The sequence below is a fragment of the Paraburkholderia phosphatilytica genome, from assembly GCF_003443895.1.
GTDB lineage: Bacteria > Pseudomonadota > Gammaproteobacteria > Burkholderiales > Burkholderiaceae > Paraburkholderia > Paraburkholderia phosphatilytica.
In genome coordinates this window covers 57765-78236 of sequence record NZ_QQOA01000013.1, presented here as the reverse complement: position 1 = coordinate 78236, position 20472 = coordinate 57765, and the positions used below count along the sequence as shown (strand labels likewise).

Sequence of the window (20472 nt, the reverse complement as noted above, 5' to 3'; positions counted from 1 at the left end):
TTCATGAGCGAAACGACGACGCAAGGCACCGCGGCACCCGCATCCACCGGCACCGGCTTCAAGCCGAAGAAATCCGTCGCATTGTCCGGCGTGACGGCCGGCAACACCGCGCTGTGCACGGTCGGCCGTACCGGCAACGACCTGCACTATCGCGGCTACGACATTCTCGACATCGCCGGTGCGTGCGAATTCGAGGAGATCGCGTATCTGCTCGTGCACGGCAAGCTGCCGAACGTCGCCGAACTCGCCGCGTACAAGACGAAGCTGAAGGCGCTGCGCGGCCTGCCCGCGAACCTGAAGGCCGCGCTCGAATGGCTGCCCGCTTCCGCGCATCCGATGGACGTGATGCGCACCGCCGTCTCCGTGCTCGGCACCGTGCTGCCCGAGAAAGACGATCACAATCTGCCCGGCGCGCGCGATATCGCCGATCGTTTGATGGCATCGCTCGGCTCCGCGCTGCTCTACTGGTATCACTACTCGCACAACGGCAAGCGCATCGAAGTCGAAACCGACGACGACTCGATCGGCGGTCACTTCCTGCATCTGCTGCACGGCGAGGAGCCGCGCAAGTCGTGGGTCGAAGCGATGCATGTGTCGCTGAACCTGTACGCCGAGCACGAATTCAACGCGTCGACGTTCACCGGCCGCGTGATCGCGGGCACGGGCTCGGACATGTACTCGGCGATCACCGGCGCGATCGGTGCGCTGCGCGGCCCGAAGCACGGCGGCGCGAACGAGGTCGCATTCGAAATCCAGTCGCGCTATCAGACGCCGGATGAAGCGGAAGCGGACATTCGCCGCCGCGTGGAAGCGAAGGAAGTGGTGATCGGCTTCGGGCACCCCGTGTACACGATCTCGGACCCGCGCAACAAGGTCATCAAGGACGTCGCGAAGAAACTCTCGAAAGAGCAGTCGAACCTGAAGCTGTTCGACATCGCCGAACGCCTCGAAACGGTCATGTGGGATGCGAAGAAGATGTTCCCGAATCTCGACTGGTTCAGCGCGGTGTCGTATCACATGATGGGCGTGCCCACTGCGATGTTCACGCCGCTCTTCGTGATTTCGCGCACTGCCGGCTGGAGCGCGCACATCATCGAGCAACGCATCGACAACAAGATCATCAGACCGAGTGCAAATTACACCGGACCCGAGAATTTGAAGTTCGCGCCGCTAAATAGGAGAAAATAGCGGGTGCTGTGCGCAGCCGAGGCGCGCGAGCCCGACCGGATGGAGACGCCGGCAACGGCCATCCAGTACTCATCCAATATCTTGATTTAAAAGGTTTTCTCCCATGAATAAATTGCTGATCGCCGCGCTTGTCGGCGCCCTGTCCACGACGATGCTGGCCGCGCCCAGCGCCTTCGCTCAGGCTTCGAGCACGACGGCGACCAAGGCGAAGCCGAAGTCGAAGCGCCCGGCTCCGGCACGTCGTCTGATCAAGCGCAAGCCGAACCCCTCGAAGGAAGCGAAGGTCGATCCGATTCTGGACGGTTCGGTGAAGTGGTCGTGCGCCGATGGCGAATCGTTCATGCTGAAGGGCGACATGAAGCGTGACCAGATCGTCACCGTGCACTGGGCCGAGAAGAACTACAACCTGCCGCGCGAATCGACGACGACCGGCGCCGACCGCTTCCACGATGCGGCATCGGGCATGGACCTCGTCGTGATCCCGTCGAAGGCCATGCTGTTCTCGGACAAGGACAGCTCGCGTCTCGCCGACGAATGCAAGACGGCTGAAATGACGCAAGGCGCGCCGGCTCCGACGCAGTCGAACGAGCTGATCAAGAACCCGAACAACTAAGCCACGTCCGGGAAGCCTCGATGTCCGCACCGCTCACGATTGCCCGCTTCGCTTCCGTCGCGTTTCGCGCCGGGAGCGGCGACGCTCCGCCGGGCAACGGACTCGAGGCGCTTCAGCTTCACGTTGTATCCACCGGGTATCCGGCTGGCCACGAGCGACGCCGCATCCGCGGCATAACGCTGCCGGTCGCGAAGCCCGCAACGAATGCTCGCGCGCCGCTTTGCACTGCAACGGCAGGCCGCGATTTCCGACGTAGCGCTGAACCGCGCGATGCATCGCGTACCGCGGGTTCACGACAACGTCACATGCATCTAGTACGGACAGTATCGAAACGCATCAGCATCATCTGAATCAGCAAGGCAACGTTCCATCCGCGACTCAAGCGAATCACACCAGGGAAAAACCATGGCCCACAATCTCCACAAAACGCTGAAGGAATTCGATAGCGGTTCCGGCAAGGCGAAGTTCTACTCGCTGCCGCAACTGGGTAAGGCACTGAACGTCAAGATCGATCGCCTGCCGGTGTCGATCCGTCTCGTGCTGGAATCTGTGCTGCGCAATTACGACGGCAAGAAGATCTCGGAAGAGCACATCGAGCAACTCGTGAACTGGAAGCCGAACGCAGCCCGCGTCGACGAAATCCCGTTCGTGGTGGCGCGCGTCGTGCTACAGGACTTCACCGGCGTGCCGCTGCTCGCCGACATCGCTGCGATGCGCGGCGTCGCGGAACGCGCGGGCAAGAACCCGAAGTCGATCGAGCCGCTCGTGCCGGTCGATCTCGTGGTCGACCACTCGGTGCAGATCGACTACTTCCGCCAGAAGGACGCGCTCGATCTGAACATGAAACTGGAATTCCAGCGCAACAACGAGCGCTACCAGTTCATGAAGTGGGGCATGCAGGCATTCGACACGTTCAAGGTCGTGCCGCCGGGCGTCGGCATCGTGCACCAGGTGAACCTCGAATACCTGGCCCGCGGCGTGCACAAGAAGGCTGACGGCAGCGATACCGTCTACTACCCGGATACGCTCGTCGGCACCGACTCGCACACGACGATGATCAACGGCATCGGCGTGGTGGGCTGGGGCGTGGGCGGCATCGAAGCGGAAGCCGGCATGCTGGGCCAGCCGGTGTACTTCCTGACGCCGGACGTGGTCGGTGTCGAGCTGAAGGGCAAGCTGCGCGAAGGCGTGACCGCGACCGACCTCGTGCTGACCATCACCGAGATGCTGCGCAAGGAGAAGGTCGTCGGCAAGTTCGTCGAATTCTTCGGCGAAGGCACGGCCTCGATCGGCGTGCCGGACCGCGCGACGATCGGCAACATGGCGCCGGAATACGGCGCGACGATGGGCTTCTTCCCGGTCGACGAAAAGACGATCGACTACTTCAAGGGCACGGGCCGCACGGAAGCCGAAATCTCGGCCTTCGAAAACTACTTCAAGGCGCAGAACCTGTTCGGCGTGCCGAAGGCTGGCCAGATCGACTTCACGAAGACGCTGACGCTGGATCTCGGCACCGTGGCGCCGTCGCTGGCAGGCCCGAAGCGTCCGCAGGACCGCATCGAAATCGGCCACGTGAAGTCGACCTTCACGGACCTGTTCTCGAAGCCGGTCGGCGAAAACGGCTTCGCGAAGAAAGCGGACGACCTGAACGCCGACTACAAGACGACCAACGGCGTCAACGTGAAGAACGGCGACGTGCTGATCGCCGCAATCACGTCGTGCACGAACACGTCGAACCCGAGCGTGCTGCTCGCCGCCGGCCTGCTGGCGAAGAAGGCGGTCGAAGCCGGTCTGACGGTCGCGCCGCACATCAAGACGTCGCTCGCGCCGGGATCGCGCATCGTCACCGAGTACCTGACGAAGACGGGCCTGCTGCCGTTCCTGTCGAAGCTCGGCTTCGAACTCGCGGCCTACGGCTGCACGACCTGTATCGGCAACGCCGGCGACCTGACGCCGGAGCTGAACGAAGCGATCGTGAAGAACGACATCGTCGCGGCCGCGGTGCTGTCGGGCAACCGTAACTTCGAAGCGCGTATCCACCCGAACATCCGCGCGAACTTCCTCGCGTCGCCGCCGCTCGTCGTCGCGTACGCGATCGCCGGCAACATCACGCGCGACCTGATGACCGAGCCGGTCGGCAAGGGCAAGGGCGGCAAGGACATCTACCTCGGCGACATCTGGCCGACGAGCGACGAAGTCAACGCGCTGCTGAAGTTCGCGCTGAACGCCGACGCGTTCCAGAAGAACTACGCGCAGCTCACGAAGAAGGGCGACCTGTGGAGCAAGATCGAGGGCGAAGAAGGTCAGGTCTACGACTGGCCGAAGTCGACCTACATCGCTGAGCCGCCGTTCTTCGGCAGCGACTTCTCGATGACGCCGGCCGATTCGATCCCGACCATCCAGGGCGCCCGCGCGCTGGGCGTGTTCGGCGACTCCGTAACGACCGACCACATCAGCCCCGCCGGCTCGATCAAGGAAGACTCGCCGGCCGGCAAGTGGCTGAAGGAAAACGGCGTGCAGAAGGCCGACTTCAACAGCTACGGCTCGCGTCGCGGCAACCACGACGTGATGATGCGCGGCACGTTCGCGAACGTCCGCATCAAGAACCTGATGATCCCGGCGAAGGCCGACGGCACGCGCGTGGAAGGCGGCCTGACGATTCACCAGCCGAGCGGCGAACAGCTGTCGATCTACGACGCCGCGATGAAGTACATCGACGCGGACACGCCAACCATCGTGTTCGCCGGCGAAGAGTACGGTACGGGTTCGTCGCGTGACTGGGCGGCCAAGGGTACGCAGCTGCTGGGCGTGAAGGCGGTCGTGGCGCGCAGCTTCGAGCGGATTCACCGTTCGAACCTGGTCGGCATGGGCGTGCTGCCGCTGCAGTTCAAGGGCTCGGACAGCATCCAGTCGCTCGGCATCACCGGCGAAGAGACCTACGATATCGAAGGTCTCGGCGACGACTTCAAGCCGCAACAGGAAGTGACGCTCGTGATCCATCGCAAGGATGGCAAGGAACAACGCGTGCCGGTGCTGCTGCGCATCGATACGCCGATCGAAGTCGACTACTACAAGCACGGCGGGATTCTGCCGTTCGTGCTGCGTTCGCTGCTCGCAGCGTAACGGTCTGCACTTTTGCAGGTGCTGCGCGTTCTTCGGAGCGCGCAGCCGACTTCAAGCCCGACTCAGGTCGGGCTTTTTTTATGCGTGTCGAGGAGCCGCGCAAGCGATGCATCGAGGCGAGCGATCACGCTTTCGAGCATCAGCAGCGCTGTTCGCGCGGCTTCGCGATCGCCGGCTTTCGCCGCCGCTTCGACGCGTGTGGTCATTCGGCACAGGGTGCGCCAGCCGATCAGACGCGCGGCGCCGAGCAGGCGGTGCGCCTCCGACGCGAGTGCGGTCCAGCGCGCTTCGTGCAACGCTTTCTGCATCGAGCCCAGCAGGCTCTGATTCGTCTCCGCCAGCAGGCGGATCAGATCAATGGCGGTGGACTGATTGCCGCATGCGAGGCTGAGAATCTGCGCTTCGAGAATCGTCTCGCGCGGCGCGGAAAGCGGCCGGGCGCCGTTCGCGCTGGGGATGGGATGCGGGCTCATCAGTGCCCGGCGGTGATGCGGCTGCGGCGCGCGAAATCGACGAGCTCGACGAGCGAGTCGACCATCAGCTTTTTCATCACGCGTGTCTTGTGGCTGCTGACCGTCTTGTTGCTGATGAAGAGCGCCTCACCGATCGCCTGGTTCGACATGCCGCGCGCCAGCATCTGCAGGATCACGAGTTCCTTGTCGGACAGCTGCGCAAGCTTGTGCGCCTCGTCTGACGCGTTTTCCACCAGCGTACCCGCCACGCCGCGCGTGAGCGGAAACACCGTGTAGCCGGCCATCACCGCCTCGACCGCGCGGGTGAATTCGCGCAGGTCCTGCGCCTTGCCGACGAACGCGTGCGCGCCCGCCCGCATCGCGCGCGGCACGAACGTGGTGGGATCCTGTCCGGACAGGATCAGCACGCGCGATTCCGGATCGATCAGCTTCAGGCGGGGAATGACGTCGAGCCCGTTGATGCGGGGAATGTCGAGATCGAGCACGACGAGGGACGGGGTGTGCTGGCGCGCCAGTTCGACAGCGGACTGGCCGTTGTCGGCCTCGATCACGAGGTCGACATCGGGCATTTGCAGCAGATGAGTTTTGATGACCAGCCGGAACGCCGGGTGATCGTCAACGATCAGGATAGTAGCCAACCGAAAGTACTCCAGGAACGATGCGTCGTGCGACTTCGTGGGTCGGGCCACTGGCGGGGCATTGCCCCGGGGTCGCGGGTAGCTGGAGATCGTAGCGTGCGTTGCGAAACAATCCTCTCGGACAATTCCGATACAGGCACGGAACCTTGCGGTGAGCGCGTCTATTTCAAACCGAAGTCGACGCGTGTCGTCGCGCCCTTGTCTTTGATGCCATTTGCATCGAGCTTCGGCGCGACGATGAACACGCGGCTGCTGTCCACCTTGCCGTCGAAATACTGCTGGACGGCCTGCGCGCGCTGCTGCGCGAGTTCGCGCAGGCTGGCGTCGCTGATCGGCGCGTTCTGCGCGAGCGCGCTCTTCATGTCGTCGTCCGGAATGCTCTTCGTCAGGCCGATGAAATTGCGCGGCTTCTTGAAGTCGCCGTTCTTGTAGGCCTCCTTCAGGTATTTGTCGTATTCCTTCGGGTCGACCGTCACGGTGGACGGATCGACACTCTCGCCGTTGCCGACGGTGTCCTTCAGCTTCTGCTGCCGCACCAGCCGGTCGACATACTCGGTGCGCAGCGCGGGTTCGTCGACGGCCGGATCGACGCGGCCGATCAGGTCGATCTTCACCGCCGGCTTGTCGGTCAGCGCCTTCGAAATCGTGTCGAGCTTCTGGTCCGCCGCGTCGGACAGCTTCGCCGAGCCGGGTGCGAACTCGACGTAGCCGAGTTCCTCGCTACTGCCGCCGAACGCGTTCGCGAGCAGCGAGAAGGGCGCCGTGACGGCCCGTTCGATCAGGTTCAGCACCGCATGCCAGATCACCCCGCCGATGCTGAACTCAGGATTCGACAGCGAGCCCGACACCGGGATGTTCACGTCGATCTCGCCGCGCGAGTTCTTCAGGAGCGAGATTGCGAGGCGCACCGGCAGATGCGTCGCGGTGTCGTTGTCGACGTGATCGCCGAAGGTCAGCTGGTCGATGAACAGGTGGTTGTTCGCGCTCAGCTGGTCGTTGTCGAGCTTGTAGTGCAGATCGACGTTCAGCTTGCCCTTCGTGATCGGGTAGCCCGCGTACTTCGCGGAGTACGGCGTCAGATTGGTCAGCTCGATGTCGTGCGCGCTCGCGGTCAGATCGAGCGCCGGCTTGGCGATCAGCGGATTGACCGTGCCGCGGATCGAGATCGGACCGTTCGCGGCCAGCTTCGCGGCGATGTCGACCGGCGCGGGCGTCGTCGATTGCGTGCCGAATGCGCCCACCTTGCCCTGGATGCTGACCAGGTTCGCGGTGAAGTTCGGCTTGATGAAGTCGTCGGTGTAGTTCACGCGGCCGTCTTCGAGCAGCAGCTGGCCGAAGTGCAGGCGCACCGGGCTTTGCGGCGGCGTAGCGGCGGTGACCGTCGGGCCGGGTTTCGACGCGCCCGCCGCCGAAGCCGCCGAAGCCGCGGCGGCCGTCGCCACCGTCGCCGCGGACGATGCCGCCACCGGCGGCGACACCGCCGTTTCGGCGCTCGCTTCGGACGCCGGTTGCGGCGACAGCGGAATCGGCTCGCGGCCGCCCTTCGCGTTCTTGTCGCGCGTCAGCGACTGCGGCGAGCCGCTCTCATGCGCAACCACGTCGCTCAGGTTCAGCTTGCCTTGCGGATTGAGCAGCACGCGCCCGTAAAAGCCCGCGAACGTAACGCGCGCCGCATCGACGTCGGTGCCGTGCGCGTCGTAGGTCGCCTTCAGGTTCGACAGCGCGAGCGAACGCCAGCCGGCAAACGGGTCGGAGGTGGCCTTGTCGAGCATCCGCACGTCGACGAGCGCCACATCGCCGCGATACGACACGCTCGGCGCGGACGCCTTCGGTGGCTGGCTCAGCGCGACGTCGCCGTTCAGGTTGAGCAGCGCGCTCGCGACGGTCGCGTTGAGCTTGCTGCCGAAGTACGGCTCGAACGCCGCGGCGTCGAGCCGGTTCGCGTTCAGCTTCAGCCCGAGCTTGAGCGGCGATGCGGTCACGTCGCCCGTCACGCCGAGCGTGCCCTTGCGGTTCAGCGTCGCCTGCAGGTCGATCGGCAGCGGGTGGCTCATATCGTCGCTGATCTGCTGCACTTTCAGCTGCAGCGGCGCGATCGCGAGCTTGACCGGACGCGGCGTCGTGTTGTCGGTGAAGTTCGCGCTCGCGTCCTTCAGGTTCAGCTCGTCGATCCGGTAGTGCCACGCCGGCCCCGCGGCCTCTGCCGTCTGCACGTGGCGCACCGCCGTGCGCTGCTGCGCGGCTTCGTGCGGCCCAGCGAGCGCGGTCAGATCGATGCTGCCGTCCCTCAGGCGCTGCGCGTCGATGCCGAGCCCCGTCAGGTCCACCGCGTCGATCTGCGCGGTGCGCGCCGCCAGATCCACCTGCTTCACGTGCACGCTGCCGTCCGCGAGCGTGACGGCCGGCGTGGACGCATTCGGCAGCGCCACCTTCAGCGACTTCAGGTTCACCGTGCTGTCGCCCACCTGCACCGCGGCCGGCGACTTGCCCCAGTCCGCATTGACGACCACATGGCCACCGACGGCGCCATCCATCACGCGCGCGGCCGTCGCCGTATTCAGGTAAGGCTGCAGCGGCGGCAGATGCAGGCTGTCGAGATCGATCGTCGCGTCGGCGGTTTTCGACGCGTAGCCAAGCGAGCCGGTCACGCCGAGCGAGCCCGGCGAATCGCGAAAGCCCGTGTTCAGCGTGTAGTGCGCGGGCGTTTTCGCGAGCGTGGACAGGTCGGTGAGCGTGACGCCGATGTGCTCGAGCCCGACGGTCACCGGCGTGGCCGGCGTCTGGTCGACCATCTCGACGGTGCCGCCGTTGAGCGCGAAATGCTTGATGGAGAGGTCGAGCGGCGGCGCCTTCTGCGCGGCCGCCGCGGCGTCCGATGCCGCCGCGGGCGCGCTCGCCGCAGACGCGGCACTCGCTGTCGAGGCCGCCACGCCGGATGCAGGCTGCGCCGCAGCAGAAGCCGCAGCCGGAGCCGGCGCGAAGGTCCGCTCCAGATTCAGCGTGCCGGATTTATCGCGCGCGAGATGCACGCTCGGCGCGTCGATGCGGATGTCGTCGAAGTGATAGACGCTCTGCAGCGGCTCGAGCATGCCCGCCGCGACGTGCACCGCGTTCGCCTGCAGCAGCGGCGCCTGGTTCTGGTCGACGACGTCGAGATGCGTGAGATCGGTCGTACCGCTCACGCGCAGCGTCGGCTTGTCGTCGGCCATGATGAAGTTGAGCCGCAGATCCATCGACAGCGTGCCCGCCCGCACCGTCACCGGCAGCTTCGCGGGCGAGTACGACAGGAGGCGCGGCACGTCGAAATTGTCGAAGCGCAGCGTGACGTCCGATTCGCGCGACGTCGCGAACGGCTTGGTCTTGCCGTCGATCGCGAGCGGCTCGCCGTCAATGCGCGCGCGCAGCATCGGCTGCACGAAGATGTCGGTTTTCGACGGCAGCGTTGCGATGAACGGAATGCCGAGGCTCCATTGATCGATGACGTGCTGGACCTTCAGCAGCCGGTCGTCGAACTCGATCCGGCCGTTTTCGAGGTGGATGTTCGAAATGGAAAACTGCGTCGGCTTGCTGGACGGTTCCGGCGACGGCCTGGAGAACTTCTCGATCAGATCGGAGAAGTTAAAGCGCTGCGCATCGTAGCGAATGATGTGGAAGCGTGGCGAGTCGATCTTCACCTCATCGACGATCGGCGCGAGGTGGAGCAGCGACGTCCACGACGTTTGCACGATGATGCGCGAGATGTCGACGAAATTGCCGTCGCCGCCGCGCTCGCCGATATGCACGCGGTCGGCCTCGAAGGCGAGCGTGTACGGATTGAGCGCGATGCGGCCAATGGTCGATGGCCGGTCGAGCTGCCGGCTCAGCTGTTGCTGGGCGATGTGACGGATCAGCGGCGGCGCTGCGAAAAAGCCCAGCAGGCCGACCACCACGAGAAACACCAGCAGACCGATGACGAGCCGGCGGGTCCAGCGGGCGCTGGCTACGCCGCGGACCGCCCGGAGAGAAGCACTGAATGGAGCTTTGTCGAGACTTGCCATGCTCGGTCGCCGTTGGCGCGGCGGCGATCCGCCGCGAGTGGGAATCTCGGACTGCGCAAAGAAGTATATGTCGCCAGGCTCACTGCCGCGTCACCGCGGGCGGCGCCCACGAGCCGTCGGTTGCCTGCGGCTTCGGCGCATAGAGCCGCATCACCAGCACGAAGTCGCCCTGCGGCGCCTGCAGCCAGTTCGCGCCGCGCCGGGCGGACGACACCGTCACGTCGACGGAACCATCGCGATTGCGCCGCAAGCCGCCGCGGTCGCCGACCGCCTGCCGTACCGCCTTGCCTTCGTCCGCCAGCGCGCCGTCTTTCGTGTACGCGGTGATCGACCAGAAGCCCCGTACCGGCGGCAGCTGACGCGCCGTGAAATGGATCACGTAGCGCTTGTCGCCGTTCAGCGCCGCGCCCGCGGAATCCTGCGTGGCGGTGGCGCGCACTTCGTCGTCGCGCGTACCGAGGCCGCGTTCGGTGCTCGCCGCATACGAACGCAGCGCGTAGTCCTGACCGTAGTTGCCCGCGCCGTCCGCGATCCACGTCCAGCCGTTCGCGCCGAGCAGGTTCGACGGCGGCGCGGCGACCCGCGTGCGGCCGTCGGCATATCCGGCGGCGACGGCATCGCTGGCGTTGGTCGGCAGCGCGGCGGCCGCGCCCGGCTTCACGCCGAGGTCCGACAGGATCTTCAGCGCATGCGGGTCGGCCGGCGACGGCGGATTGTCCGGCAGCGCATCGGCGAGGCGGCTGAAGAACGCAGTCGGATCGAGCGCGGCGACCTGCGAACTCACGCTGCCCGATGCCCCGAGATCGGCCGGACCGCCTTCCACGGGTTCCGTCGGTTCGTCGTCGGTATAGCTCGACAGCGGTTCGAGATGGATCCCGCGTTGCAGCCTGCGCACCTGCGCGAGATCGTGCCCGCCGTTCGACTGGATCCGCACCGCCACCCACAGATAGCGGCCCGGCGCGTCGATGCGCTTCGCGCCATCGGGCAGATTGCCCTTCCAGCCCGGCCCGACGAACGCGACGGTCTGACGGCGCACGCCCGGATAGCGGCCGCCGCCATCGAGGCCGGTCGACCAGACCACGTTCGTCCACATGTCGAGCACGCGCGCATCGAGGTAGCGCCCGCGCGAATCCGGCAGCGACAGGATCACCGGCTCGGCGGAAAGATCGAGCCACGCGGTCGACATCACCGTGTCGACGTTCGGCTGCGGCGGATTCGCCGTACCGGGCGGCGGCAGCTCGGCGCCGTTGTGCAGCGTATTGGCCGGCGCCTGCCCCGGACCCGTGCCCGTCGCCTGAACGCGCGCGGCGTCCATCACCACGAGCGGGTAGCCAAACACGTACGAGTCGGCGACTTCATCCTTGATCCAGCCGGTCGGTTGCGGCTCCAGCTTGGGCGGCGTGGAACACGCTGCCAGCAATGCGAAGCCCGCGATCGACACGCAGGTGCGTTGAAGCGAAAACGGGTCTCGACGATTTTTTATCATTCGTAGGGCGAGCGAACATGCAATCGATGGGAATCGGTTTCGAAAGCCGGAGCGCTACGCGACACGGATACACGTCGAATGCTCAGCAGATCTTTCTGATCCCGAAAACGGGTTGTAGCGTATCCTTGACGGCCAGGCAAGAGCGGGATGCGTCCTTTGACAGTGTTTGTCGCAAAGCGCTCCCGCGGAGCGCGTCCGCAAGCAACGCCCCGGCCGTGCCAGCAGACTGGATCCGACTCTCGCCCGCCACCCGGAGCACCCATGTACATCCCCGCCCATTTCGCCGAAGAGCGCACGGAAGTGCTGCACCGTCTGATCGCCGACCATCCGCTCGGCGCGCTCGTCACGATGGGTCCGAACGGCCTCGACGCGAATCACATTCCGTTCGAGTTCGACCCGGCGCAGGGACCGCACGGCACGCTGCGCGCGCACGTCGCGCGAAGCAACCCGGTCTGGCAGGAGGCCGCGGATCGCGCGGAGGCGCTGGTGATCTTCCAGGGGCCCTCGGCGTACATCTCGCCGTCCTGGTATCCGAGCAAGCACGACGCGCACCGTCAGGTGCCGACCTACAACTACATGGTCGTGCACGCCCACGGCAACATCATCGTGCGCGACGGTGAACCTTTCGTGCGTGGCCTCGTTGCGCGGCTCACGCGCAAGATGGAAGCCGGCGAAGCGACGCCGTGGAAAATGGGCGACGCACCCGCGGACTTCATCTCGCAGATGCTGGCGGCGATCGTCGGCATCGAAATTCCCGTCGAGCGCCTGACCGGCAAGTGGAAGCTGGGCCAGAACAAGGCCGCCGAAGACCGCCGCGGCGCCGCAACCACGCTGCAATCGCGCGAGCACGAAAGCCAGCGCGACGTCGCGCAGGCGATGTTCGACGCGCCGCCGTCCTTCTGACCCGCTTTGCCCGCGATGGGCGATCGGAGCTTGACCTTCCCATGATGGGAACGTCGATACTGCTTTCATCGGCAGCACGATGCTGCGTCAAGCTCTGATCACCATGACCGATCTCTCCGCTCCCCAACGCCCGCAAGACGGCGCCACACCTGATTCGCCGCGCCACACCGCCGAACTCGAAATCGGCGGGATGAGCTGCGCGTCGTGCGCGTCGCGCGTCGAAAAGGCGCTCGCGAAAGTGCCGGGCGTCGTCCGCGCGTCCGTCAATCTGGCGACCGAACGCGCCACCGTCGGCACCGCCACGCCCATCGACGCCGGAACGCTCGCCGCGGCGGTTCGCCACGCCGGCTATGACGCGCAGGTCGTTGCGCCGCCCCCAGCCGCGCCCGAGCCCGCCGAATCCGCCTCCGACGACACCGCCGAACTCGCGATCGGCGGCATGAGCTGCGCGTCGTGCGCGTCACGCGTCGAAAAGGCGCTCGCCAAAGTGCCGGGCGTCAACCATGCGTCGGTCAATCTCGCGACGGAAAAAGCCAGCGTGCGCTTCGCCGCCGCGACGCAGACCGCGCAGTTGCTCGACGCCGTGCAGAAGGCCGGCTACGACGCGACGCTGCTGTCACACGTGGGGCCGTCGGTGCCGACAGCTGAAAACGAAGCCGAAGCGGAAGCCGCCGTACACCCAAAAAGCGCCTCGCGCTCCCCCGACGAGATCGCGCGCCGCGAATGGCTCGCAGTGGTCGCGTCGGCGGTGCTGACGGTGCCGCTGCTGATGCCGATGATCGGCGACTGGCTCGGCGCGGGCGCCCATCCAGGCGGCGCGATCCTGCCAGCCGTGCTCCAGCTCGCGCTGGCCAGCGTGGTGCAGTTCGTGTTCGGCGCGCGCTTCTACCGCGCCGCCTGGCGCGCGGTCCGCGCCGGCGCCGGCAACATGGACCTGCTGGTCGCGCTCGGCACGTCGGCGGCGTACGGGGTGAGCGTGTACCAGCTCATCGCGCATCCCGGCGACACCGGCGCGCTCTACTTCGAGGCCTCGGCGGTCGTGATCACGCTCGTGCGCTTCGGCAAATGGCTCGAAGCGCGCGCGAAGCGGCAAACCACCGACGCGATCCGCGCGCTCAACGCGCTGCGGCCGGAACGCGCGCGCATCCGCACCGGCACCGGTGCGGCCGCCGAAGAGCGCGACGTGCCGCTCGCGCAGGTCCGCGTCGGCATGGTGGTCGTGGTGCGACCGGGCGAGCGGATTCCGGCGGACGGCGACGTGCTCGAAGGACGCTCGCACGTCGACGAATCGCTGATCACCGGCGAAAGCCTGCCGGTGCCGAAGCAGCCCGGCGAGCGCGTAACGGCCGGTGCGATCAACGGCGAAGGCGCGATCGCGGTGACCGTCCGCGCGACCGGCGCGGAAACGACGCTCGCGCGGATCATCCGGCTCGTCGAAAGCGCGCAGGCGGAGAAGGCGCCGATCCAGCGTCTCGTCGACCGCGTCAGCGCGATCTTCGTGCCGGCGATCCTCGTGATCGCGGCGCTGACGCTCATCGGCTGGCTGCTGGCGGGCGCTCATGGCGAGACGGCGATCCTCAACGCGGTCGCGGTGCTCGTCATCGCGTGTCCGTGCGCGCTCGGCCTCGCGACGCCGGCCGCGATCATGGCCGGCACCTGCGCGGCCGCGCGGCGCGGCGTGCTGATCAAGGACGCGGAAGCGCTGGAACTCGCGCACCGCGTGACCGTGATCGCGTTCGACAAGACCGGCACGCTGACGCTCGGCAAGCCGTCGCTGACTGCGTTCGAAGCCGCCGAGGGTGTCGATCGCGCGAAGGCGCTCGGGCTCTCGGCCGCGGTGCAGCGGCATAGCGAGCATCCGCTTGCGCATGCATTGCTGGCGTTCGTCGATGCTCGTGAAGCGGAGGACCGTGGCGATGCATCGGAAGAAGAGGCCACGGTCGCTTCCAGCGCCGGCACAACCGCCACGGCACGCGCGTCAACCGTCACCGCCAGCGCCGCGCGTGCCGTGCCCGGCCGCGGCATCGAAGCCGACATCGACGGCGCGCGCTTCGCGGTCGGCAGCAGCCGATGGCTCGACGAACTCGGCATCGCGTTACCCGCCGCGCTCACGACGCGAGCGCGCGAACTCGAGCGGCAAGGCAACACGGTGTCGTGGCTGATGCGCGTCGATCACGCGCCTGCGGTGCTGGCGCTGCTGGCCTTCGGCGACACGGTCAAGCCATCCGCCCGCGATGCGATCGCGCAGCTTCGCCGCATCGGCGTGCGCAGCGTACTGCTGACCGGCGACAACGCGGGCAGCGCCGCAAGCGTCGCGGCAGCACTCGGCATCGACGAATATCACGCAGCGGCGCTGCCCGACGACAAAGCCCGCATCCTGCGCGACCTCAAGATCCGCACGGGCGACATCGTCGCGATGGTCGGCGACGGCATCAACGATGCGCCCGCGCTCGCCGCGGCCGATCTCGGCATCGCGATGTCGACGGGCACCGACGTCGCGATGCACGCCGCCGGCGTCACGCTGATGCGCGGCGACCCGTCGCTCGTCGCGGACGCGATCGACATTTCGCGCCGCACGTGGCGCAAGATCCGCCAGAACCTGTTCTGGGCGTTCGTCTACAACCTGATCGGGATTCCGCTCGCGGCGTTCGGTCTGCTCAATCCGATGCTCGCCGGCGCGGCGATGGCGTTTTCGAGCGTGAGCGTCGTGACGAATGCGTTGCTGCTGAGAACGTGGCACGGCGCGCGCGGCTAAACGCACCGCCATCGCGAGATAGCCTCACGCGCTCGGGCGGATCATCTGGAACATCGCGCCGATCTCCGCGTAGTCGGCGCGATAGCCCGCGCGCATGACCGGCTGCGCCGCGTGCGTATCGAAGAGCCCGTCCTTCAGATACTCGTTGCGAATGTGCACGCCGACCACCTGGCCAAGCGCCAGGTAGTTGTCCATCTCCTTGCCGTCGAGCGACTTCAGGCGGATCACCTGCAACAGCTTGCATTCGAGCGACGCAGGCGACTCCGCGACATGCGGCGCCGCGATGTTGCGTCCCGGCGCGGGCGTGAGTCCTGAAAGCGCGAACTCGTCGACCTCGCTCGCTACCGGCGCCGAGGTCTGGTTCATCTGCTCCGCGAGCGGCTTCGACGCAAGATTCCACGCGAACTCGCCGGTCGCCTCGATATTGCGGATGCTGTCCTTGTAGCCTTCGCTCGAAAAGCCGATCACCGGCGGGAACGTTGCGAACGCGCCGAAGAAGCTGTACGGCGCGAGATTCAGTGTGCCGTCCGGCGCGCGCGACGAGATCCACCCGATCAGCCGCGGCGCGACGATCGCCTTGAACGGATCGTGACGAAGACCGTGACCCTCGAGCGGGTCGTAGAAATGAGTGGACATATGACCGCTGGAAAAGAGTGGATCGAATCAGACCACGTTATACAAGAAACGGCCCTCGCCCGCCCGCATGCGTTCATCCGCGGCAATCGCGGGTGCTGAATTCCTTACCAAATCCCAGAGGCATTTACCTACGGACCACGAAACAATCCACATGATCGCGTGATTAGAATCGTCCTCACCCTTTTTAACCAAACCGACAAAAACGGAGGAGACAGGACAATGCAGATTCGATCCATCGCCATGGCAGCTGCCTTGCTGGCCAGCACTGCCGTACATGCACAGAGCGCGGGCGACGTGGTCGTGAACCTCGGCTGGCTGCATCTCGCGCCGCAGGACTCGAGCAAACCGCTGACCGTCAACGCGGCCGGTACGAGCGTCACCGAGTCGGGCACCGGCGCGAGCGTCGACGACACGGATACGCTCGGCATCACGGCTGCGTACTTCATCACCGACCACATCGCGGCGGAAGGCGTGTTCGGCATTCCGCCGAAATTCACGCTGTCGGGCACCGGCTCGCTTGCGCAGCTCGGCAAGCTCGGCACCGCTTACGAATGGAGCCCGACGCTGCTCTTCAAGTACTACTTCAACGACGCAAACGCCCGCTTCCGGCCGTTCGTCGGCGTGGGCGGCGCGTACGTCTGGTATAGCGGCGTCAGCCTGAGCTCGGCGATCTCGAGCGGCTCGTTCCTGTATTCGTCGACGTATGGAACGGCGCTCGAAGGCGCGACGACCGCGAAGCTCAGCAGCTCGTTCGCGCCGGTCGCGAACGCGGGCTTCGTCTACAACATCGACAAGCACTGGTCCGCCGGCCTGTCGATCTCGTACATGTGGCTGTCGACCCGAGCCACGCTGACCACGCATTCGTCGACAGTCGGCACCGTGACGAGCACCACGAAGATCAAGCTCGATCCGATCGTGTCGTTCGCATCGATCGGCTATCGGTTCTAAGCGGCATCTGAGTAGCTGCCAAGCCGTTTCTAACGCGTCAAAAGCATCGGGCCTGCCATCGCAATAGCGATGGCAGGCCCGAGTTCATTCAGCTGGATCGAACTTCCGTTACTGCACGACCGCGTCGTAACGCACGACCCGGCGCGGCATCGCAAACGGCTCGTGATCGGCTTCGATATCGTCTTCGATCTGCAGCTCCGCCACCTTGTCGTCCGGTACGAAGATATAGCCACGGCCGCGCAGCGTCTGGATGTACTGACGTCCCGACGGCGACGTCTGCAGCGCGGCGCGCAGGCGGAACACCAGCACGTCGAGCCCGCGCTCCGCTTCGCCCGTACCGGTGCGGCCCAGCATGCCGATGATGCGTGCACGCGAAAGCGTCTTCATCGGATGCGTCGCGAAAATCTTCAGGAGCGCGAATTCGCTCGCGCGCAGACGCACTTCGGAGCCGTTCCTGAAGAGACGCCGGCCGAGGAAATCGAGCTCGCAGTCGCCAAAGCGGAAGCGCTCGCGATACACCGGCGTCGCGCTGCTCTCCTGATTCCGGCGGCGCAGTGAATTGCGCACACGCGCGACGAGTTCGTGCGGATCGAACGGATCGACCATGTAGTCGTCCGCGCCCAGTTCGAACGCGAGAATCTTGTCGATCACTTCAGCCGAGCGGCTCACGATGATCACCGGCATATCGAAGCCCGCCTCGCGCACCCGGCGCAGTGCCGCCATGCCATCGATGGCCGGCAGGCCATGACGCAGCACGATCGCCGACGGCACTTCGAGTTCGAGGCGCCGGACCAGCGAGGTCGCGTCATAGAGCACCGACATCTCGACCTGATGTTTCTGCAGATGCGCGCGCAGTTCGTCGCGCACGGCCTGGTCGGGTTCGACAAGAAGAAGCTGGATCGTCATCGCGGTTACACCCTCTCTGTACTGCTGGATTCATCCGGGAGGACGGGCACGCGGCTCGTCCGGTATCACAGGACTGAATCTTAGAAACCAACTGTGCAGTCAGAATGGGGGAAATGCGGAGAAAATGTGAAAGATACTGACAGGTCGTGCAAAGGCCGCGCCCAGGCGCGACAATGCGCGTCCATACCAAACCTTTCAGTGGGCTGATCGCGCTCACGGGCCGCAGCGGGTCGCACCGGACCCCGCCGCATCACGTCCCGCGTGCGAGCACAGCCCGATTTGCCGCTGAATCCGCGCATGAAACTTGGCATCACGTCGAAGCTGTTCCTCGCCATCTCGGCCGCCTGCATTCTCGTGGCGGTCGCGATGGGCGTCGCGGTGCGGCTGAGCTTCCAGCGCGGCTTCATCGACTACCTCGGCGCCCAGGCCGCGGCCGGTACCGAACAGCTCTCGCGCGGACTCGAAACGGAATACGCGAAACACGGCAACTGGGACTTTCTGCGCAACAACCAGAGCGCATGGAACGCGCTGGTCGCCCGCACCGTGCTGGGCACGCGCTCAGGCAACGGCTCGAATGGCGGCTTCCAGCGCCGCTTCGGGCCACCCGGCGCGAACAACGGCAACGACCAGGGCCCGCCGTCCGGCGACTTCCAGGGTCCGCCGGGCGGACCTCCAGGGCCGCCTCCCGGCGCACCGCTCGACGGTCCGCCCGGCCCGCCGCCGGATTTCGCGGGCGGCGGCAATGGCGGCAACAACGCGAACGGCGGCCCGGGCAACGGTCCGCCCGACCGATTCGGGCCCGGCTTCGGCCCCGGTCCGGAACGCACGCCCCCTACCGCGCTGTACGACACGCAGATGCAGCGCGTGGCCGGCAACGGACCGCCGCCGATGCCCGACGCGCGTCGCGAGGCAGTCACGGTCAATGGCCAGACCGTCGGCTGGCTGGTGGTGGCATCGCCCAGCAACCTGCTGTACGCCGCGGACCGGCAGTTCCAGTCGCAGCAGGTGCGCGCGACGTGGATCATCGTCGGCTTCGCGGCGCTGCTCGCGGCTGCCTTCGCGATGGTGCTCGCGCGGCTGATTCTCGCGCCGATCCGGCGCGTGGTGCTCGCCACGCACCGGCTCGCGAGCGGCGACTATTCGGCGCGCGTACCCGAAGCAGGCGGCGACGAGCTGCATCAGCTCGCGGTCGACTTCAACCAGCTCGCGAATTCGCTCGACAAGGCAGCGCGCGCGCGGCGCGACTTCATTGCCGATATCTCGCACGAACTGCGCACGCCGCTCGCGGTGCTGCGCGGCGAACTCGAAGCGATCGAAGACGGTGTGCGCAGCCCGGACAAAACGACCATCGCGTCGCTGCAATCCGAGGTCGCGATGCTGAGCCAGCTGATCGACGACCTGTACGAGCTGTCGCTCGCCGACATCGGCGCGCTGTCGTTCGAGAAGGTGCCGGTGGACGTCGCGCCGCTCGTCGAGTCCGCCGCCGAAGCGTTCCGCGAGCGGCTCGCGTCGCGCAATCTCGCGCTCGAAACGCACTTCGGCGACGAGCCCGCGCTGATGTCCGGCGACCCGCACCGGCTCACGCAGCTGCTGAAGAACCTGCTGGAAAACGCCGTGCGCTACACCGACCCGGGCGGCAAGGTTCGCGTCGCCGTCACCGCGGATGCGGACCTCGTGCAGATCGACGTGCAGGATTCGTTTCCCGCGGTACCCGAACCCATGCTGCCGCATCTGTTCGACCGGCTGTTCCGCGTCGATGCCTCGCGCAGCCGCCAGAGCGGCGGCGCGGGTCTGGGTCTTGCGCTCTGTCAGCACATCGTGCGCGAGCACGGCGGCACGATTACCGCGATGCGGTCGCCCTTCGGCGGCCTGTGGATCAACATGCGTTTTCACTCCCTCAAATCTCCGACATGACCGACGACGTCAACCGTTCCCTGATCCTGATCGTCGAAGACGAGCCCAAGCTGTCCGCGCTCCTGACCGACTATCTGCGCGCGGAGGGCTACGACACGAAGGTCATCGCGGATGGCCGCGACGTCATCCCCACCGTGCAGGCGCGGCCACCCGCACTGATCCTGCTCGACCTGATGCTGCCCGGCCGCGGCGGCCTCGAAATCTGCCGCGAACTGCGCACGTTTTCGGACCTGCCCGTGATCATCCTGACCGCGCGCGTCGACGAAATCGATCGTCTGCTCGGCCTCGAACTCGGCGCCGACGACTACGTGTGCAAGCCGTTCAGCCCGCGCGAAGTGGTGGCGCGCGTGAAGGTGATCCTGCGCCGCGTCGAAGCGGCCTCGAAGACGACGCCGGCGGGCAGCCCGTCGCCCTCGCCGTTCGTGATCGACGTCGACCGGCACATCGCGCAGCTGGACGGCAAGGACCTCAGCCTGACGCCGATCGAACTGCGTCTGCTCGCGCTGCTGCATTCCACGCCGGGCCGCATCTTCCCGCGCGACCATCTGCTGCGGCGGCTGTACGACGATCATCGCGTGGTCGCGGACCGCACCGTCGATACGCACGTGAAGAACCTGCGCCGCAAACTGCAGGCTATCCGCCCCGACCAGGACCTGATCCGCTCGATCTACGGCGTCGGTTACCGGCTCGAAAGCGACCCGACTCAAGGCGGGGACCTGTGAGCCGCGCGGCGCGCCTCGATCGTTTCGTTCGTCGTCCCGATTAATTTTCGCAGCCCGACGGCATGCGCGACGCAATGACGAACGCGCTTCCGTTAAGGCGGTGTAAGAGCCTCGTAATCGCGAATCGAAG

14 protein-coding genes are annotated in these 20472 nt (G+C 66.2%); 8 read left to right on the top strand and 6 right to left on the bottom strand.

The window, feature by feature from the left end:
- The first annotated feature begins 3 nt into the window (after positions 1-3).
- The 3 genes from prpC (at position 4) to acnA (ending at position 4924) form a co-directional block, all read left to right on the top strand.
- The gene (prpC, locus tag DVS29_RS16230) at positions 4-1188 is read left to right on the top strand and encodes a bifunctional 2-methylcitrate synthase/citrate synthase (RefSeq protein WP_118181488.1); all 1185 of its coding nucleotides are present in this window, start codon (positions 4-6) and stop codon (positions 1186-1188) included.
- A gap of 103 nt (positions 1189-1291) precedes the next feature.
- Entirely contained in the window at positions 1292-1801 is a 510-nt protein-coding gene (locus DVS29_RS16225; RefSeq protein WP_118181487.1) for a hypothetical protein, read from the top strand.
- 405 nt (positions 1802-2206) lie between these two features.
- Positions 2207-4924: an aconitate hydratase AcnA gene (gene acnA / locus DVS29_RS16220; protein WP_118181486.1), complete on the top strand. Its 2718-nt coding sequence runs from the start codon at positions 2207-2209 to the stop codon at positions 4922-4924.
- 62 nt (positions 4925-4986) lie between these two features.
- Here the strand turns inward: acnA and DVS29_RS16215 are convergent, their stop codons facing one another.
- The 4 genes from DVS29_RS16215 to DVS29_RS16200 all read right to left on the bottom strand — a co-directional run bounded on the left by DVS29_RS16215 (position 4987) and on the right by DVS29_RS16200 (position 11558).
- On the bottom strand, positions 4987-5397 hold the full coding sequence (locus DVS29_RS16215; protein WP_118181485.1) for an Hpt domain-containing protein: 411 nt from the start codon (positions 5395-5397) through the stop codon (positions 4987-4989).
- On the bottom strand, positions 5397-6035 hold the full coding sequence (locus DVS29_RS16210) for a response regulator transcription factor (RefSeq protein ID WP_118181484.1): 639 nt from the start codon (positions 6033-6035) through the stop codon (positions 5397-5399). Before DVS29_RS16210 ends, DVS29_RS16215 begins: the two co-directional genes overlap by 1 nt.
- A gap of 161 nt (positions 6036-6196) precedes the next feature.
- Positions 6197-10072: a DUF748 domain-containing protein gene (locus DVS29_RS16205; RefSeq protein ID WP_118181483.1), complete on the bottom strand. Its 3876-nt coding sequence runs from the start codon at positions 10070-10072 to the stop codon at positions 6197-6199.
- 79 nt (positions 10073-10151) lie between these two features.
- The gene (locus DVS29_RS16200; RefSeq protein ID WP_118181482.1) at positions 10152-11558 is read right to left on the bottom strand and encodes a DUF1254 domain-containing protein; all 1407 of its coding nucleotides are present in this window, start codon (positions 11556-11558) and stop codon (positions 10152-10154) included.
- Between the two features lie 261 nt (positions 11559-11819).
- Here DVS29_RS16200 and DVS29_RS16195 point away from each other — a divergent pair, with 261 nt between their 5' ends.
- Positions 11820-12461 carry an FMN-binding negative transcriptional regulator gene (locus tag DVS29_RS16195; protein ID WP_118181481.1) on the top strand — a complete coding sequence of 214 codons (642 nt, stop codon included), beginning with the start codon at positions 11820-11822 and terminating at the stop codon, positions 12459-12461.
- Positions 12462-12564: 103 nt separating this feature from the next.
- A complete protein-coding gene (locus DVS29_RS16190) occupies positions 12565-15216 on the top strand; it encodes a heavy metal translocating P-type ATPase (RefSeq protein WP_118181577.1) in 2652 nt (883 codons plus the stop codon).
- A gap of 24 nt (positions 15217-15240) precedes the next feature.
- Here the strand turns inward: DVS29_RS16190 and DVS29_RS16185 are convergent, their stop codons facing one another.
- Entirely contained in the window at positions 15241-15852 is a 612-nt protein-coding gene (locus DVS29_RS16185; protein ID WP_118181480.1) for a flavin reductase family protein, read from the bottom strand.
- A gap of 219 nt (positions 15853-16071) precedes the next feature.
- On the opposite strand from DVS29_RS16185, the gene DVS29_RS16180 reads away from it, so the two are divergent.
- Positions 16072-16800: an OmpW/AlkL family protein gene (locus DVS29_RS16180; RefSeq protein ID WP_118181479.1), complete on the top strand. Its 729-nt coding sequence runs from the start codon at positions 16072-16074 to the stop codon at positions 16798-16800.
- Between the two features lie 108 nt (positions 16801-16908).
- Here DVS29_RS16180 and DVS29_RS16175 read toward each other — a convergent pair whose 3' ends face one another.
- Positions 16909-17706 carry a response regulator gene (locus tag DVS29_RS16175; RefSeq protein WP_118181478.1) on the bottom strand — a complete coding sequence of 266 codons (798 nt, stop codon included), beginning with the start codon at positions 17704-17706 and terminating at the stop codon, positions 16909-16911.
- A 297-nt stretch (positions 17707-18003) separates the two neighbouring features.
- On the opposite strand from DVS29_RS16175, the gene DVS29_RS16170 reads away from it, so the two are divergent.
- Together DVS29_RS16170 and DVS29_RS16165 are read left to right on the top strand one after the other, a co-directional pair.
- Entirely contained in the window at positions 18004-19620 is a 1617-nt protein-coding gene (locus tag DVS29_RS16170) for an ATP-binding protein (RefSeq protein WP_118181576.1), read from the top strand.
- Positions 19617-20342, top strand: coding sequence for a response regulator (locus DVS29_RS16165; RefSeq protein WP_118181477.1), 726 nt, complete (start codon positions 19617-19619; stop codon positions 20340-20342). Before DVS29_RS16170 ends, DVS29_RS16165 begins: the two co-directional genes overlap by 4 nt.
- The last annotated feature ends 130 nt before the right edge of the window (positions 20343-20472 follow it).

Excerpts from the sequence above, each read along its gene's own strand:
- DVS29_RS16170 (WP_118181576.1), top strand. The coding sequence starts at position 18,004 with ATGAAACTTGGCATCACGTCGAAGCTGTTCCTCGCCATCTCGGCCGCC.
- DVS29_RS16225 (WP_118181487.1), top strand. The coding sequence starts at position 1,292 with ATGAATAAATTGCTGATCGCCGCGCTTGTCGGCGCCCTGTCCACGACG.
- acnA (WP_118181486.1), top strand. The coding sequence starts at position 2,207 with ATGGCCCACAATCTCCACAAAACGCTGAAGGAATTCGATAGCGGTTCC.
- DVS29_RS16180 (WP_118181479.1), top strand. The coding sequence starts at position 16,072 with ATGCAGATTCGATCCATCGCCATGGCAGCTGCCTTGCTGGCCAGCACT.
- DVS29_RS16165 (WP_118181477.1), top strand. The coding sequence starts at position 19,617 with ATGACCGACGACGTCAACCGTTCCCTGATCCTGATCGTCGAAGACGAG.
- DVS29_RS16175 (WP_118181478.1), bottom strand. The coding sequence starts at position 17,706 with ATGACGATCCAGCTTCTTCTTGTCGAACCCGACCAGGCCGTGCGCGAC.
- DVS29_RS16190 (WP_118181577.1), top strand. The coding sequence starts at position 12,565 with ATGACCGATCTCTCCGCTCCCCAACGCCCGCAAGACGGCGCCACACCT.
- DVS29_RS16195 (WP_118181481.1), top strand. The coding sequence starts at position 11,820 with ATGTACATCCCCGCCCATTTCGCCGAAGAGCGCACGGAAGTGCTGCAC.
- DVS29_RS16215 (WP_118181485.1), bottom strand. The coding sequence starts at position 5,397 with ATGAGCCCGCATCCCATCCCCAGCGCGAACGGCGCCCGGCCGCTTTCC.
- DVS29_RS16200 (WP_118181482.1), bottom strand. The coding sequence starts at position 11,558 with ATGATAAAAAATCGTCGAGACCCGTTTTCGCTTCAACGCACCTGCGTG.
- DVS29_RS16185 (WP_118181480.1), bottom strand. The coding sequence starts at position 15,852 with ATGTCCACTCATTTCTACGACCCGCTCGAGGGTCACGGTCTTCGTCAC.
- prpC (WP_118181488.1), top strand. The coding sequence starts at position 4 with ATGAGCGAAACGACGACGCAAGGCACCGCGGCACCCGCATCCACCGGC.
- DVS29_RS16205 (WP_118181483.1), bottom strand. The coding sequence starts at position 10,072 with ATGGCAAGTCTCGACAAAGCTCCATTCAGTGCTTCTCTCCGGGCGGTC.